General features: G+C 54.5%; 17 protein-coding genes. 9 read left to right on the top strand and 8 right to left on the bottom strand.

Features of this window, described 5'->3' with window-relative positions; translation table 11 throughout:
• Nucleotides 1-195: 195 nt before the first annotated feature.
• Together WA429_RS10560 and WA429_RS10555 are read left to right on the top strand one after the other, a co-directional pair.
• Nucleotides 196-1,896 (top strand): methyl-accepting chemotaxis protein, encoded by a 1,701-nt coding sequence (locus WA429_RS10560; protein WP_336107312.1) that lies wholly within the window; start codon nt 196-198, stop codon nt 1,894-1,896.
• A gap of 603 nt (nt 1,897-2,499) precedes the next feature.
• Nucleotides 2,500-3,222, top strand: a complete 723-nt coding sequence (locus WA429_RS10555) for a glycoside hydrolase family 25 protein (protein WP_287466008.1) — start codon at nt 2,500-2,502, stop codon at nt 3,220-3,222.
• A 280-nt stretch (nt 3,223-3,502) separates the two neighbouring features.
• Here the strand turns inward: WA429_RS10555 and WA429_RS10550 are convergent, their stop codons facing one another.
• From WA429_RS10550 to WA429_RS10540, 3 genes are all read right to left on the bottom strand, one after another.
• On the bottom strand, nt 3,503-4,087 hold the full coding sequence (locus tag WA429_RS10550) for a YceI family protein (protein ID WP_287466006.1): 585 nt from the start codon (nt 4,085-4,087) through the stop codon (nt 3,503-3,505).
• Nucleotides 4,087-4,683, bottom strand: coding sequence for a cytochrome b (locus tag WA429_RS10545; RefSeq protein ID WP_068518273.1), 597 nt, complete (start codon nt 4,681-4,683; stop codon nt 4,087-4,089). Before WA429_RS10545 ends, WA429_RS10550 begins: the two co-directional genes overlap by 1 nt.
• A gap of 83 nt (nt 4,684-4,766) precedes the next feature.
• Nucleotides 4,767-5,360: a YceI family protein gene (locus WA429_RS10540; protein WP_114112561.1), complete on the bottom strand. Its 594-nt coding sequence runs from the start codon at nt 5,358-5,360 to the stop codon at nt 4,767-4,769.
• Nucleotides 5,361-5,395: 35 nt separating this feature from the next.
• On the opposite strand from WA429_RS10540, the gene WA429_RS10535 reads away from it, so the two are divergent.
• Nucleotides 5,396-5,710 carry a hypothetical protein gene (locus tag WA429_RS10535; protein WP_287466004.1) on the top strand — a complete coding sequence of 105 codons (315 nt, stop codon included), beginning with the start codon at nt 5,396-5,398 and terminating at the stop codon, nt 5,708-5,710.
• Nucleotides 5,711-5,845: 135 nt separating this feature from the next.
• On the opposite strand, the gene WA429_RS10530 is transcribed toward WA429_RS10535, so the two are convergent.
• From WA429_RS10530 to WA429_RS10510, 5 genes are all read right to left on the bottom strand, one after another.
• Nucleotides 5,846-6,292 (bottom strand): DUF2155 domain-containing protein, encoded by a 447-nt coding sequence (locus WA429_RS10530; protein WP_068518048.1) that lies wholly within the window; start codon nt 6,290-6,292, stop codon nt 5,846-5,848.
• An 8-nt stretch (nt 6,293-6,300) separates the two neighbouring features.
• Complete coding sequence (locus WA429_RS10525) at nt 6,301-6,543, bottom strand: hypothetical protein (protein WP_068518049.1); 243 nt, start codon at nt 6,541-6,543, stop codon at nt 6,301-6,303.
• A gap of 168 nt (nt 6,544-6,711) precedes the next feature.
• The gene (mlaD, locus tag WA429_RS10520; RefSeq protein WP_068518050.1) at nt 6,712-7,164 is read right to left on the bottom strand and encodes an outer membrane lipid asymmetry maintenance protein MlaD; all 453 of its coding nucleotides are present in this window, start codon (nt 7,162-7,164) and stop codon (nt 6,712-6,714) included.
• A 160-nt stretch (nt 7,165-7,324) separates the two neighbouring features.
• Entirely contained in the window at nt 7,325-7,687 is a 363-nt protein-coding gene (locus WA429_RS10515) for an NADH:ubiquinone oxidoreductase subunit NDUFA12 (protein WP_068518051.1), read from the bottom strand.
• Between the two features lie 270 nt (nt 7,688-7,957).
• On the bottom strand, nt 7,958-8,689 hold the full coding sequence (locus WA429_RS10510; protein WP_287466001.1) for an enoyl-CoA hydratase-related protein: 732 nt from the start codon (nt 8,687-8,689) through the stop codon (nt 7,958-7,960).
• Nucleotides 8,690-9,605: 916 nt separating this feature from the next.
• On the opposite strand from WA429_RS10510, the gene WA429_RS10505 reads away from it, so the two are divergent.
• From WA429_RS10505 to WA429_RS10480, 6 genes are all read left to right on the top strand, one after another.
• Nucleotides 9,606-13,319, top strand: a complete 3,714-nt coding sequence (locus WA429_RS10505; RefSeq protein WP_068518052.1) for a vitamin B12-dependent ribonucleotide reductase — start codon at nt 9,606-9,608, stop codon at nt 13,317-13,319.
• Between the two features lie 102 nt (nt 13,320-13,421).
• On the top strand, nt 13,422-14,000 hold the full coding sequence (locus WA429_RS10500; protein WP_101245979.1) for an isochorismatase family protein: 579 nt from the start codon (nt 13,422-13,424) through the stop codon (nt 13,998-14,000).
• A 63-nt stretch (nt 14,001-14,063) separates the two neighbouring features.
• On the top strand, nt 14,064-14,300 hold the full coding sequence (locus WA429_RS10495; protein ID WP_212733765.1) for a type II toxin-antitoxin system Phd/YefM family antitoxin: 237 nt from the start codon (nt 14,064-14,066) through the stop codon (nt 14,298-14,300).
• Complete coding sequence (locus WA429_RS10490) at nt 14,297-14,686, top strand: type II toxin-antitoxin system death-on-curing family toxin (protein WP_101245978.1); 390 nt, start codon at nt 14,297-14,299, stop codon at nt 14,684-14,686. The genes WA429_RS10495 and WA429_RS10490 overlap by 4 nt, the downstream gene beginning before the upstream one ends.
• Before the next feature lie 144 nt (nt 14,687-14,830).
• The gene (locus WA429_RS10485) at nt 14,831-15,040 is read left to right on the top strand and encodes a DUF3185 family protein (RefSeq protein ID WP_068518054.1); all 210 of its coding nucleotides are present in this window, start codon (nt 14,831-14,833) and stop codon (nt 15,038-15,040) included.
• Between the two features lie 157 nt (nt 15,041-15,197).
• Complete coding sequence (locus WA429_RS10480; protein ID WP_287465998.1) at nt 15,198-16,046, top strand: DODA-type extradiol aromatic ring-opening family dioxygenase; 849 nt, start codon at nt 15,198-15,200, stop codon at nt 16,044-16,046.
• Nucleotides 16,047-16,054 lie beyond the last annotated feature (8 nt).

The raw sequence follows: 16,054 nt of genomic DNA, 5'->3' as shown, positions 1-16,054 counted from the left end.
ACAACCGGGCCGCACAAAGCCCCTGTGATCAACACCATACAACTCGCGTGGCACGCAAATAACTGATGCGCATTTTCGCATCACACCCTATACTTTCGAGATAAGAACCTATCCATAACATTAATAAAATTCTAAACGGCATCGCTTCCTGCCGTGGCTCAAACGGAAACAATCAAGAAAACGGGTACACAGACCATGCTTCAAAACATCAGGATCGGTAAAAAGGTTGCAAGCTTGTCGCTACTGTCGCTTGTCGCTTTGCTTTTGATTGCCGCACTTGAACTTCAAACGTTGCGCAGCGGGATGCTCGAAGACCGCAAAGACAAAATTCAGACAACTGTTTCAATGCTGGTAACAGCGGCCCAGTCCTATCAGGACCGCGTAAACATTGGTGAACTCACTCAGGAAGCAGCTACAACCGAGTTCTATCGCTGGAGCACCGCGGCAAGGTTTGATGACGGCACGGGCTATTTCTTTGCCTATGACAAAAACGGCATCAACAAGCTACATGGCGCCAAACCGTCTCTTAACGGCACGGATATGAGCCAGGTTAAAGACCCTACGGGCAACTTCATCGTGCAGGACCTCTTGGCTGCGGCGCAAAACCCGGAAGGCGGTTTCTTCTCTTATTACTGGCCAAAACCCGGCGAACCAGAGGAGAAACTTTTCGAAAAGCTTTCTTATTCCGCTATGCTCCCATGGGGTGATGCAATCGGCACCGGGATCTATATTGACGATGTGGATGCCGCCTTCTGGGAACAGGCCGTTTTTGTGATGGTATTCATTGCGATCGTTGTTGCCCTGATGATTGCCCTATCTCTTGCGATCGGACGCAACATCACAGTTGGCCTGAATAAACTCTCAACCCGTATGACTGAAATCGCCAATGGCAAACTCGAAGGCGAAATCGAAGGTCAGGACCGTGGCGACGAAGTCGGCGACATGGCACGCACTGTCGTGTCCTTCCGTCAGCAGGCGCTTGAAAACCGCGAATTGCAGGATCGCCAGAAACAGCTGGAAATCCAGGCGGACAAACAGCGCCGCAAGGACATCACCGATATGGCCGATAGCCTTGAACAGCGCGTCAAAAACCTGATCCGCTCGATCTCGACCTCGATCGCCGAGATGAAGCAGGCCACCTCCTCGATGCAGGAAGCCAGCAACACCAACAGCCAGCTGTCTGCGGCTGTGGCATCTGCTACGACCCAAACGTCAACCAACGTTCAGACCGTTTCGGCCGCGACCGAGGAACTGACCGCATCAAGCGACGAAATCGCCCATCAGATCGCCCAGTCGGCCGACATTGCCAATCAGGCCAATGAACAGGCCGCACGCACCAACGAAACCGTTACCGGCCTTGCCGATGCGGCCCAGAAAATCGGGGATGTGGCAAAACTGATCGGCGACATTGCCGAACAGACCAACCTGCTGGCTCTTAACGCCACGATTGAGGCGGCCCGTGCCGGTGACGCCGGCAAAGGCTTCGCCGTCGTCGCAAGCGAGGTCAAAAACCTTGCCAATCAGACCGCCAAGGCGACCGAGGAAATCAACCAGCAAATCCTCTCGGTTCAGAATGAAACCGGCGAGGCCGTTGATGCCATCCGTCTGATTTCCGAAACCATCGCACGCGTTGCCGACAGTTCGACCGCAATTGCCGCCGCTGTTGAAGAACAGCATGCCGCAATCGGTGAAATTTCGCGCAACGTTCAGCAGGCTGCCGATGGCACTGCCGAAGTGTCCCAGCGCATTGAAACCGTCAATGAAAATGCCGGGCGCGTATCTTCCGGCACCAGCCAGCTGGCCCATTCGGCCGAAAAACTGGTCGATGAAGCCCGCTCGCTTGATCAGGCGGTCGAAAACTTCCTGGCCGATCTGCGTCAAAGCGCGACCAAATAACCGCGCTTTGATCCCTGCGGATATTTCCGCCCCCGCTTTCATCCCCCGGTGCCCGCCACCGGGGGATTTTTGTCTCTCCGGCATGTCTTCCTGTCCGCCCGCTTCGTGCGTATTGACCCGCTTGTCTGACCGCATTTCAACGGCATCTCCAACGAAAATTCGGATCACGCTTCGGACGGCCCCCGGACCTGTTGCCCTGGCTGTTTATCAGGCTGTGTCTCTGGCCATTTCAATCGTCCCTTCACTGGTCGGCTTCTCTTGTCACGTCCCAGGCCCCGTCTCTTGCCACGTTTCTGGCCACGTCTCTAGCCACGTCCCCGGCCGCTCCCGTCTACCGCCCTCCGGACCGCTTCCCAAACTGCGTTCCAAACCTGCCCCGCCCGCAACCACGCCCCGAACATCGCCGCCCGTCATCCTGACAAGCCCCCGACGTTCCGGGCGCGTCTCAAAACACGGCTCGCATCCTTTGGGTCAAACAGTTCGCCGATCCATGCGCCATATGGCTCTGGCCTGATTGTGGTCTTGGATTTACACTGAGTGCGACTTCAGTTCATTGATCGACCGGCCGCCATGCGGTCTTGGCCATCGGAAGGACGGAATATCATGACGCCTTCAACCAGTCTGAACACGGCATTTCGCCATGTTTTATCGGGCATCGCGATTGCGGCACTCCTTGTGACTTTCAATCCGCTTGATGTTCGCGCCAATGACCGGAACCCGTCCCTGCATGGCATTGATACGTCCCATCACAATGGCGATATCGACTGGCAGAAGGTGCAAAATAACGGCATTGCCTTCACCTTTGTAAAGGCCACCGACGGGCTGGATTATCTTGATCCGACCTTCACCGACCATTTCGCCGCCGCCCGCAAGGCAGGGCTGTTGCGCGGGGCCTATCATTTCTATGAAACCAATGATGACGGTGCCGGTCAGGCCGACTGGTTTATCAAAAATGTCACCCTTGAACCGGGGGATCTGCCGCCGGTTGTTGATATCGAACGGATCAAACCGCCGGTAAAGGGCGATCTGCATCAACAGTTCGAAACCTTCCTGACCAGACTGGAAACCCATTATGGCCGTCGCCCGATCATCTATACCGGCCCGACATTCTGGGAACACGCCATGAAGGATCATTTTCCCGGCAATCAGCTATGGATTGCCGAATATGACGTTGATCAACCAACCATCCCGGTGGAATGGGCCAGTTGGAGTTTCTGGCAATATACCGAAGAACTAAGCGTGCCGGGCGTACCGACCAAGGTTGACGGCACCTATTTCAACGGTGACCACGCCCATCTGCGCGCCATGCTGATCCCGGCCAAATAGCCCCCCGTGCCAGCCCCATCACACAGCTTCAGGCACATAGCATCAGGCACATAGCATCAGGCACACTGGCACATTCACGCTGGCAAATTCACACTGGCATCACCCCTCCGAACGCCACAAACAACAAAGGACGGAAAGCATCCTTTCCGTCCTTCATCATCAGCAATTTTTTATTGGCAGTTCCGGGCCAGCCCCGATGCCCGATGCCCGAAACTTCACGCTATGCCCCGGCATCCCCGACCGCATCGGCCGTCATGACAGGGGGCTGGCGCCTGCCGCGTTATTTCGACGCCGCAATCGTGATATTGATCGTCACATCATCGCCGACCTGGCTGGTATCGGCCCACTGGCCCTGCCCGACGCCAAAATCGGTACGTGCGATAGTGACGCTGCCTTTTGCCTCGGCCTGATCGCCAGTAATCACAAGATCAAATGGCAAGGTCACTTCACGCGTCACATCACGGATCGTCAGATCGGCGACCGCCTGATAGCGGCCCGGCTCGATCTCGGAAAACGACTTGGTTTCAAATTTGGCGGTTGGCCATTGTGCCGCATCAAACCAGTCGGGCGAAACGATCTGACTGTCGCGGTCACCATTCTGGGTATCGACCGATGCAATATCAATCAGCACCTCGACCGAGGATCCGGCAAGATCGTCTGGCGAAAAGGCAATGGTTGCGGTGAAATCTTCAAACACCCCGTCAAACCCCGCGCCAAGCTGCGTTCCGGTAAAGGCAATCGTGCTTTGGCTGTCGTCAACAGTCCACTGGTCCGCGGCCTTTGCCGGGGTGGCAAATACCATAAGCGATGTCACGAACGCGACGGCAAGCGGACGCATCAGTGTCGATTTGAAAGTCAAACCCATCAGGAATTCTCCTTGGCAGTCGTATTGGCGCCGATATCGGCATTGTCATTGCCGCCAAACGCCGGCAGCATCCGGCGCAATGTGGCATCGCGATCAATAAAGTGATGTTTCAGGGCCGCACACACATGTCCGCCAACCAGGGCAACAATCACCCAGGACAACACGAAATGCGCAGTCCTGAGACTTTCAAAAAGCCCCTGATCCGGCGCGACAAGGTTTGGCAATGTAAACAGTCCGAAAACACTGACCGGGAAATTGGCCGCGGACGACATCATCCAGCCAGTCAGCGGCATGGCAATCATCACCCCATACAGGCCAAGATGCCCGATCTTTGCCGCCAGCCGTTCAATCGCATGTTTGCCCAGTGCCGCGGGCGTCGGTTCGGACAAACGCCAGATAATCCGCAACACCGCAAGCATCAGGATCGTCACACCAAGCGACTTGTGCCGTGACATCCATTCAAGTTTGGCCATGCCAAGCGGCAGGAAATCCATATACCAGCCAATGGCAAACACACCGATAAACAGTGCGGCAACAATCCAGTGCAGGCTTTTGGTCACGCTGCCAAAACCGTTGCGGTGACTACGCAATGCCATACCCATCCCCTTCCACGCAGAAGACGAAAATGGCAGGTCGGCCGTGATGCCAAACCCGCCATTCTCCTTTAAAAAAAGTCGGCTTATTTCTGCTTCAGGAATTCCGAAGAAATCTGCAATTCGACGTCATCGCCAACGCCCGGAACCAGGAAGTTCATGCCATATTCCGAACGGGTCACGGTACCGGTCGCGCCAAAGCCGACAACATGATCGCCGGTCATCGGATGATCGCCTTCACCGGTCAGGGTAACATCAAGAACCAGCGGCTTGGTTTCGCCAAGCAGGGTCAGATCACCGGTGATTTTGGCTGCATTGTCGCCAACCAGCTCGACCGAGGTGCTTTTGAACGTCGCGGTCGGGAATTTTTCAACATTCAGGAAATCGGCGGTTTTCATATGATTGTCGAGCGCCTCGACACCGCTATCAACCTGGTTAAGGTCGATCGTGATGATCGCAGCCGATGCTGCCGGGTTTTCACGATCAAGGGTCAGTTCGCCCGAAACACCGGCAAAACGGCCCTGGAAATTCGAAAAACCAAGATGGTTAACAATAAAGATCACGCTGGTATGGGTCGGATCAAGCTTATAGCTTTCTGCCGCCTGTGCCGAAAAAGCAGCTGCCGAAAGACCGGTTGCAAGTGCCAGTGCAAGACCGGCTTTTTTCATCGCTTTGAACATTGTCTATTTCCCTCATTTTCGGATCGCGATCCGCAATGCTGCGTCGCAAAACTTGTGGCATGAGGATGACAGTCAAACCACCGGCTCTCAAGCCGGTGCTGCGGCAACATATATTTTCTATTCAGGAAACAATATCCGGCGTTTTTGCCATATTTGGGACAACATCCAAACAATCAAATATTGGTTCGCCCGGCATTCACAACCCTGAAATGGTGCAAAACCGCCAAAAACCGCAATCCCGCCCGCAAACCACATATCGTCACGGCCTGTCCCTGCATTCCGTCAAAATGGCACGACTGGGTCCGTTCCGTGAACGATCAAACATTCACCTAAAGACACCAAACAGATGACGGAAAAAACCCAGGATCAGGAGCCCACTGCCCGAGTGCCCGAGAGCACAAGGCTGATGACAGCCTTACATCCATACTTGTATGGCTGCCATATTAAGGCTGCGAACTTATAGCTGCGATTTTATGGCTGCTATTTTATGGCTGCTCGGGGGCCGGTTTGCCCTGTGCGGCTTCGGGTTTGGAGTCGTCCGCATCGGCCGGATCAAGACATTCTTTCAGCCACACATCGTAAACCGGATGTTCAAGTGCCGAAAGACCGGGGCTTGATGCAAACATCCATCCCGAAAACAGCTGTTGGCGCGTCGCGTTACCATCATCGCGCACATCGGCGATCTCAAGGAAGGTCGCGCTTTCCGGGCGTTCTTCGGGCGGGGTCCGGTAACAGGCATCCACCCGGATCGACAGGGTGCCGAAACTGGCGACCTGCCCGACCGGCACTTCAAAGGTCGAAATGCGGGCGGTAATTTTATCAAGCCCCTGAAGCTGGGCAACCGGGGCCGGACGATAATCAAGCGCGGCATAGGCCGTTCCGATCATTGCACATGTCGAACAGATCGCGGCAATCGCAAAAGATCGTTTCATCTTGTTATTCAGTCCTGTGTGTCGCTGGTATCATAGGGATTGTGCAATTCGGCCACGAGATCGCGCATCACCTTGCGGAATTGCTCCTCGTCGCAGCCCATCAGAAGCGCATCTTCAAGCGCATCCTGCATCATCTCGCGCAATTCGCCGAAATTGTCGTTCAAAACCTTGATCTTTTCCACGCAGGACAAAGGCGACCCGTCTGTCGCCTGCCAGGTTGGAAAATGTTCCATCTGTTCGGTTTTCTTCATCGAACGCTCCGACATTTCTTGCACAGCAGACCATTTTGCTGCCATTGCCCGGCACCCTGCCCGGCAAAACCGGCAAAATCATGACCGGTTTGATCTTGCCCTGCGAGTTGCAAGGGCACCATTCCCGAACTGGTCACAATAGCCCGTCACAATATGGTGTGCTTGTGCCTATTCGCTGCTACTGGTCGAGGAATAAATAACCTGACCAATCAGATCTTCAAGATTGACCGACCCTTGCGTGTATTCGATTTCACCACCAGCCTGGATCATGTCGATATCCCCGCCCGGCTCGATCGAAACGAACTTGCCGCCCAAAAGACCATCCGATGCCACCTTGGCCGAACTATCCATCGGCAGCGACAGGTCCGCACGCACCGACATTTTGACAACCGCCATATAGGTATCGGGATCAAGTTCCTGTCCGGTAACGCTGCCAACCTTCACGCCGGAAATCCGCACGTCGTTGCCCACGACCAGACCATCAATACGGTTAAAGCTGGCTTTGATTTCATACCCTTCTACCGTGTCGATCCCCGCACGGCTGTATGAATATGCTGCAAACCCGATCGCGACTGCGATCACCGCAGCACCTGCAAGGGTTTCAATCAGTCTGTTGCTCATGGACCTTATCCGATCTGTATCTCTTTGATTGGCATATTGTATTGCACAGCGCCAAAACACAACCGCCCAAAACAGAACCACTTAAACAAAAAGCAGGCCCCGAAACAAAAACGGGCGCGAGTTGCCCCGCGCCCGCCTGAATTTTCAAATTTCCGGCTGATCAGCCTTCCGGCGACCAGGCCTGATAATCGCCGGTCGCTTTCGCGCGCTTGCCACCGCTATATTCGTGGCCCTGCGGGCGATATGCGTGTTTGGTCCCGGTCAGGTTCGGCAGATGCTCTTTCTGCCAGTCATAACGGTCCTCGGCCTTTTCCGACAGCGGCGCATCAAGGGTATAATGCAGCCATGCATGCCATTCGGCCGGAACTTTCGATCCTTCGTCAACGCCCTTGTAGATCACCCAGCGCTTGGTGCGGCGGCCCTTGGCCGGAGTCTTTTCGGTGTAATAGACATTGCCGAAACGGTCTTCGCCAACGCGCTTGCCAAACAGCGCAGTATAAATACGGGTGCCGACGGTGGCCATGTTGGGTCTCTCTCCAGATTTGGTTTGTCCGCCAGACTGAAACCGGCGGAACAGGGGTCATGCGGTGTGAACCCTGTCGAACAAGTGACTTATATGTCGTGATGCGGTTTGAAAGTCAATGTTTCAACACACAGCCAATTCCAACTCGTATCCGAATTGCTTTTTACCCGCTCCACGGCCTACGCTGCGGTCCTCACAAACAAACCGAAACAAACCGTCGATGATAGTAATATTGTTGCGAGAAAATTGTGACGTTTGGCCCAGAGAACTTTAAGGTTTTCCTCTGGATGCTTTCGCAACAGCGGGGATCAAGCTATTGAGATAGACAACCTCCCTCTCAATGGCTTCGCTGGCCGACAAGGCGTAACCTTCGTTTAACAGACGACGGCTGGTTTGCAATGCCTCGGCAGGTTTTCCGGCGAGGCAAACGGCATAGTCCCGGGCCACGGAATGCACATCGGCATCCGGTTTTACGCATGAGACAAATCTATGGAGCAAAGCCTCGTCTGCGGATATTCGACGGGCACTTAATAGCCAGTCTCTGGCAACGATGTCCCCTACTCTGCGTGCTAATAGTGCTGTAGCCCCGGCTTCCGGGACGATGCCCAAATCGGCGAAAGGAAATTTGAAAACTGCACTTTCACCCGCCACAACCCAGTCGGCGTGCAAAAGCATGGTGGCACCAAATCCCACAGCCGCACCAGTAACGGCGGCAACCATTGGCTTGGATTGTTTGGCAAAGGCAGAAATACAGCGACGCACCGAACCGTCTTCGGGTTGCGGCCACAATCTGGCAAATTCAGCGATGTCATGACCCGCGCTGTAGTGTGGGCCTGTTCCTTGCAACAAGACACAATGCACATTTGTATCTGCATCTGCACGGTTCATCGCATTTGCCAATGCATCAAACATTGCACCATCAAGGGCGTTGCGTTTATCGGGACGATTAATGCTGATCGTGCAGATGTTATCGCTAATTTCTGACGTAATTCTGGCTTCCACAATAGGCCCCATCCTGTAAAGACATACATCGATACTGCTTTACTTTTACGTAAACGTCAACACGCACAAAATCGAGAACAACCAAGCCACCATACTGTGCCGATTTGGGTTCAGGCTCTCGAATCACCCTCTCTCCCAAACTTAGCCAATTTTCACGACGGGAAATCAGCGTTGCATCCAACACAACCACCCCGGTCTGACAAATATTTACCGGTTCAAAACAACCCACAACTGCTTGTAGTGCAACGACTCATTGATCCGCATATATCTGGGGCGTCTGTCCACCCGGTTATCCACAATCACGCACATATATATGGTATGGGCTGTTGGCTGATATCTGCGGATTTGCGCCTGCGATAAAATCAATACTTTAATATAAATATCAAACTGTTATCATTGCCGCATGTGCTAAGAACATCATTGTTACGGCACATTTTCAGCTTCGCACTGGAAATGAAACGCAAACAGCGTTAGCTTGGGTTCGTGTTCGGGAAAACCGATCCTTCCCACACAACATCTAGTCCGAGTCTTAGGACAGGCACACAATCTCGCGGTAACAGAAACCGCAGTTTTACAGGCCCTTAGCCTTGATTCAGAGATTGTTAACACGAATCCCACCAGCATCGAATCAGCAAGACAGCAATCGACCCACTACATGTTGTGGTAAAAATTGCTGTCAACCACAAAGATTAGTGGACTGTGGCGAAATTTTGCCATTATAGTCTTCCCCACGGACCGGATGGTTCCAAGGGGGGACCACACCACCGAATTCAGATAGATGCGAGGCGCCAAAAACACCGGAAAATATCGGGTATTGGGGCAGCGCAAGAGCGATGAGCAAACTATATAAAGTCAGGCGATGTTGGCGCATTACCAGATAGCGCCCCCTCACGTCTGATCAAAACCGGAGCAGACCATGCGGATTACCAGAAAGTTCACTCAGGACGGTGTCAGCCCTTACGCCGACATCGAGTTTCGTAAGTCATCTTCTGTCATCAAAAACCCGGATGGTTCCGTTGTTTTTGCGATGAATGACATCGACATGCCCGCTTCCTGGTCACAGGTGGCGAGTGACGTTCTGGCTCAGAAATATTTCCGCAAGGCCGGTGTTCCGGTTGCCCTCAAACCGGTCAAGGAAAAGGACGTCCCGTCCTGGCTGTGGCGCAAGACTGCCGACACCGCCAAGCTTGACAAAATGCCGGCTGAAAAACGCTATACCAGCGAAACCAGCGCGACCCAGGTCTTTGATCGCCTTGCCGGCACCTGGACCTATTGGGGTTGGAAAGGCGGCTATTTTGACGCCGAATCTGACGCGCAGGCCTTCTTTGATGAAATGCGTTATCAGCTCTCCCACCAGATGGGTGCGCCGAACTCTCCGCAGTGGTTCAACACCGGCCTGCATTGGGCCTATGGCATTGACGGCCCGGCACAGGGTCACTCCTATGTTGATTTCAAAACCGGCGAACTGACCAAATCGGCCAGTGCCTATGAACATCCGCAGCCCCATGCCTGCTTCATCCAGTCGGTTGCCGATGACCTGGTCAATGAAGGCGGCATCATGGATCTGTGGACCCGTGAAGCCCGTCTGTTCAAATTCGGTTCGGGTACCGGTTCGAACTTCTCGAACGTTCGCGGTGCGGGCGAAACCCTGTCGGGTGGCGGTCGTTCTTCGGGCCTGATGAGCTTCCTGAAAATCGGTGACCGTGCTGCTGGCGCGATCAAGTCGGGTGGCACCACCCGCCGTGCAGCCAAAATGGTCGTGGTTGATATCGACCATCCGGATATCGAAGAATATATCGACTGGAAAGTTGTCGAAGAACAGAAAGTTGCAGCCCTTGTTGCCGGTTCCAAACTTGCTGAGAAGCACCTGACCGCAGTTCTTGCGGCCTGCACCAACTGGGACGGTGCCGCTGATTCGGAAGACCGTTTCATTCCGCGCGCCAACCCGCAGCTCAAAGAAGCTGTGCTTGCTGCCCGCGCTGTGATGATCCCGGATTCCTATATCAACAAGATCATCGAATTCGCCCGTCAGGGCTTCACCGAAATCAGCTTCAAGACCTATGACACTGACTGGGATTCCGAAGCATATCTGACCGTTTCGGGTCAGAACTCGAACAACTCTGTTCGTGTGTCGAACGACTTCCTTCAGGCTGTTCTTGATAACGGTGACTGGAACCTGATCCGTCGTATCGACGGCAAGGTCGCAAAAACCATCTCTGCCCGCGAATTGTGGGACAAGGTTGGCGAAGCAGCCTGGGCCTGTGCCGATCCAGGCATCCAGTACGACACCACCATTAACGAATGGCACACCTGCCCGAATTCGGGTCGCATCAATGCGTCCAACCCGTGCTCGGAATACATGTTCCTTGATGACACCGCATGTAACCTCGCATCGCTCAACCTGATGAACTTCCGTTCCGATGATGGCGGCGTTGATATCGAGGCCTACGAACATGCCGTTCGTCTGTGGACTGTGGTTCTGGAAATCTCGGTTCTGATGGCACAGTTCCCGTCCGACCGTATTGCCGAACTGTCCTATCGTTACCGTACCCTTGGCCTTGGCTATGCCAACATTGGCGGCCTGCTGATGAGCATGGGCATCCCTTATGACAGCGACGAAGGCCGTGCGATCGGTGCGTCCCTGACCGCGATCATGTGTGGTATTTCCTATGCGACCTCGGCCGAAATGGCTGGCGAACAGGGTCCGTTCCCGGGCTATGCCGACAATGCCGATGAAATGCTGCGCGTCATGCGCAACCATCGCCGTGCGGCTTATGGCGAACAGGAAGGCTACGAAGGCCTGTCGATCAATCCGGTTCCGCTGGTTGCTGCTGACAGCCCCTATGCCGATCTTCCGGTTGCAGCGCGTGCTGCATGGGACAAGGCACTGGAACTGGGTGAAAAGCACGGTTACCGCAACGCCCAGACCACCGTTATTGCGCCGACCGGCACCATCGGTCTGGTCATGGATTGCGACACCACCGGGATCGAGCCGGACTTCGCCCTTGTGAAGTTCAAAAAGCTTGCTGGCGGCGGTTACTTCAAGATCATCAACCGCACCGTTCCGGTTGCGCTTGCGACCCTTGGCTATACCGAAAACCAGATCCGCGACATTGAAAAATACGCGGTTGGTCACGGAACCCTCGTTGGTTCGCCAGCCGTCTCCCATGACGATCTGCGCGCCAAGGGCTTTGATGACGACGCCATTGCCAAGGTTGAAGGTGCGCTTAAAAACGCATTCGACATCAAGTTCGTCTTTAACAAATACACCTTTGGCGATGATTTCTGCGTCAACACCCTGGGCCTCGATGCCAAAGCCATCAACTCTATGGACTTTGACATGCTTGCCGCTCTTGGTTTCGACAAGAAACAGATCGAAGCAGCCAACACCTATGTTTGCGGTTCGATGACCCTTGAAGGTGCCCCGCATCTGCGTGACGAAGACCTTCCGGTCTTTGATTGTGCAAACCCGTGCGGCCGTATCGGCAAGCGTTACCTGTCGGCTGAAAGCCACATCCGCATGATGGCAGCAGCCCAGCCGTTCATCTCGGGTGCGATTTCCAAAACCATCAACATGCCGAGCAGTGCTAACATTCAGGATTGCAAGGACGCCTATATGCTGTCCTGGCGCCTGGGTCTGAAAGCCAACGCTCTGTATCGTGATGGCTCGAAACTCAGCCAGCCGCTCAACGCTGCCCTGGTTGAAGAAGACGATTACGCCGATCAGCCGACCGCTGCCAAGGCAACGGCCGTGTCTGAACAGATCGTTGAAAAAATCATTGAACGCGTCATCCGCGGCGAGCGTCGCTCGCTTCCGGGTCGCCGCAAGGGTTACACCCAGAAGGCCACCGTTGGCGGTCACAAGGTTTACCTGCGCACCGGTGAATATGAAGACGGCAAGCTTGGCGAAATCTTCATCGACATGCACAAGGAAGGCGCTGCTTTCCGCTCGTTGATGAACAACTTCGCAATCGCGGTTTCCATCGGCCTTCAGTATGGCGTACCGCTCGAAGAATATGTCGAAGCCTTCACCTTCACCCGTTTTGAACCGTCGGGTATGGTTTCGGGCAACGATGCGATCAAGATGGCAACCTCCATCCTTGATTACATGTTCCGCGAACTCGCCATCTCTTACCTTGGCCGTAACGACCTTGCCCACGTTCAGCCGTCCGACATCCTTCCCGATGCCGTTGGCGAAGGTGTCGCCGAAGGTGATCTTGGCGAAACCGCCCAGAAAGCCGGCGATCAGGCGATCGAAACCATCCGCAAGGTCGCATCAAGCGGCTTCGTACGTCGCAACCTCTATGTTGTCGATGGCGGCGCCCAGACCGAAGAACGCGTTGTCGAAGTCAAGTCCACCGGCACGGACGGTCATGGCCACAATCACAGCCATGAAACCACCGCAAGTGCCGCAACCACCGCGACCCCGTCCGCACCGCAGACCTCTGCGATCCTGACGGCAAGCGAAGAAGTCATCGCCAAAACCGATGACAAGATGGACAAAATTCGCGAAGCCCGCATGAAGGGCTACGAAGGCGACGGTTGCCCCGATTGCGGCAACTTCACCCTGGTGCGTAACGGCACCTGCCTGAAATGCGACTCTTGCGGCGCGACCACTGGTTGCTCCTAAGGGTTACGGCCCGAACGACTTTCTGATCTGATCAGCAAAACGGCCGGGATTTTCCCGGCCGTTTTTGGTTTGCCCCGGCCCGTCAGACAAGGAAACACCACCATGCCCGTTCCAACGCTTGGCCAAGATACCGCCCTGATCATTCTTGATGTGCAAAAGGCAATGGATCATCCGCGATGGAATGCCAAAAACAATCCCGGCTATGCCGATGTGATTGCCAAACTGCTCGCGACCTTTCGCGCCGCCGACCTGCCCGTGATCCATATCCGCCACGAAGAAGCCAATCCGGCTTCAAGCTTCTATGTCAACGGCCCCGGACAGCCGTTCAAGGACGAAGTCGCGCCCATTGCCGGTGAAACCGTCTTCGCCAAGCAGCAAAACTGCGCATTCGTCGGCACCACGCTTGAAAAACACCTGCACGATCAAGGGATCAAACGCCTGATCTTTACCGGTGTGGTTATTCATAACTCGATGGATGTCACCATCCGCATGGCCCATTGTCTGGGCTTTGAAAACTGGTTGCCGCTCGATGCGACCACGGCAATCGATGTGACCGATGCCAACGGCAAAACCTTCCCGGCACAGGATGTGTTTGACCTTTATGCCGCCGTTCTGGCCTCGGAATATTGTCAACTGACCACCAGCAGTGACGTCGTTGATACCCTGCCAGACATCTCCTGATGTCACAATAATGGACAAAATGGACATTTTGACTATAATGGCGATGACTTGCAGGAGATAAAAATGACCCGTGTTTCGGCAACAGAATTCAAAAACAATATTGGTACATTCAGTGATGCGGCCATGCATGAGCCGGTGATTATCACCAGCCATCAACGCGACCGCCTTGTTCTGTTATCCGCAGAAGAATATCGTCGCCTGACCGAAACACTAACCGATCCGGCAGAGCAACGCCGTCGCCAGATCGAAGAACGGGCTAACTATCACCGCGAAACAATCATTGAACTGGCGCGACGGTGATCCCGCCAAAATGGCCAAATCGACTTGATGTCGAAACCGTACACAAATTCATGATTGATATCGGTGGCGGGTCTTATGGTCTGCGGGATGCAGCATTGCTTGAATCCGCACTTGGTCGCCCCAAAAACCTTTTTGCCTATGGCGAGACGGATATTTTCATCCTTGCTGCATGCTTCGCAGAGGGAATAGCCCGCAATCACCCATTCGTTGACGGCAACAAACGTACGGCCCTGCTTACCGCCGATTTGTTTCTTGCCGACAATGGCGTGCATTTGAACCGCGCATCAGATCACGAATATGTGGAAATGATGGAAAAGCTTGGCCAAGGCCTTATTTCCCGCGAAGAAGCAGCACAATGTTTGCGCTCAAATGCACAACCTGCATGATTTTGCGCATCAATGACACAGCACACTGAACAACCTTGATCATTCCGATACAACAATCCATGGAACAAGCTTCCCGATTGCGCGTTATCAACCCTGTTCAAAAGTTCTGGCAAACGGAACCGAAAAAAAACAGGAGCAAACATCATGTCGATTGGCCGCATTCTTGGCGTTGTTATCCTTGTGATTGGCGTTGGCCTTCTGGTGACGGGCTATAACGCATCGGAAAGTGCTGTGGATCAGATTTCCGAAACACTGGTTGGTCGCTATACCGATGAAACCATCTGGTATCTGATCGCCGGGATTGCCGGCATCGTCGGCGGTGTCTTGCTGATGCTGTTTGGTCGCCGTCGCTAATTCTCCCCCCCGACAGCCTGTTGCCATCGCCCTCGGCCCTCCCCCCACTGTAACGCGGGCCTTGGCAACAGACTGTTGCCAAACCGGGTCTGGTCTTGCCGCCCGCAGCGGCGCATAGTCATGGCAAATGATGCAATTCTGACCAAGGTAGTCCGCCATGACTGACACCGCGATCTCCCCGTCCCGGCCGGATCAATCCGTATCGCAAGACCGGCATAATCTGGCCCCGATCTTTATTTCGCACGGCTCGCCGATGCTGGTGGCGCGCCAAAGCACGCCGGCATTTGATTTCTTTGTCGGCAATCTTGGCCGTCATACCGATGGCGTGCGCGCCATCCTGATGGTTTCCGCCCACTGGCAAACAGCTGAACCGACCATATCGACCGCTGCGCGTCAGGAAACCATTCACGATTTCTATGGTTTCCCGCAGCCCCTTTATCAGTTGCACTATGACGTTGCTGGCGATCCGGCACTGGCCCGGCAGATTGCCGACCAGATCGGCTGTGCCACCGACGATGCGCGCGGTCTTGATCACGGAGCCTGGATGCCACTGATCCTTGCAAGGCCCGATGCCGACATCCCGGTTTTCCAGCTTTCCATGCTGGCCCATGGCGGTCCGGCCGATCATTTTGAACTGGGCAAAAAATTGCGCGGTTTGCGCGATCTTGGCGTGCTGGTGGTGGCAAGCGGGGCGATGACCCACAATCTGCGTGCGCTTGATCGTCACGAAGGCCCGATTGATCCCTGGGCGATCGAATTCACCACCTGGATGATCGACCGGGTCAGGGCCCATGATATTGACGCCCTGCTCGATTATCGCCGCCTTGCGCCCCATGCCGCCATGGCCCATCCCGAAGACGACCATCTGATGCCGTTCTATGTCGCCCTTGGCGCCGCATCCGATGATTTCGCCCCCGATGTCATCCATGACAGCTATGAATTTGGCAATCTTGCCATGACGGCCCTTCGTTTCTATGGACCGAACGAGGACCGCATTGCGGCCTGATCAAGCTA

Origin of the sequence: Thalassospira sp. CH_XMU1420-2 (genome assembly GCF_037029325.1) — a bacterium.
GTDB classification, from domain to species: Bacteria; Pseudomonadota; Alphaproteobacteria; order Rhodospirillales; family Thalassospiraceae; genus Thalassospira; species Thalassospira povalilytica.
The sequence above is the reverse complement of the archived record's forward strand: the minus strand, read 5'-3'. Positions and strand labels throughout refer to the sequence as shown.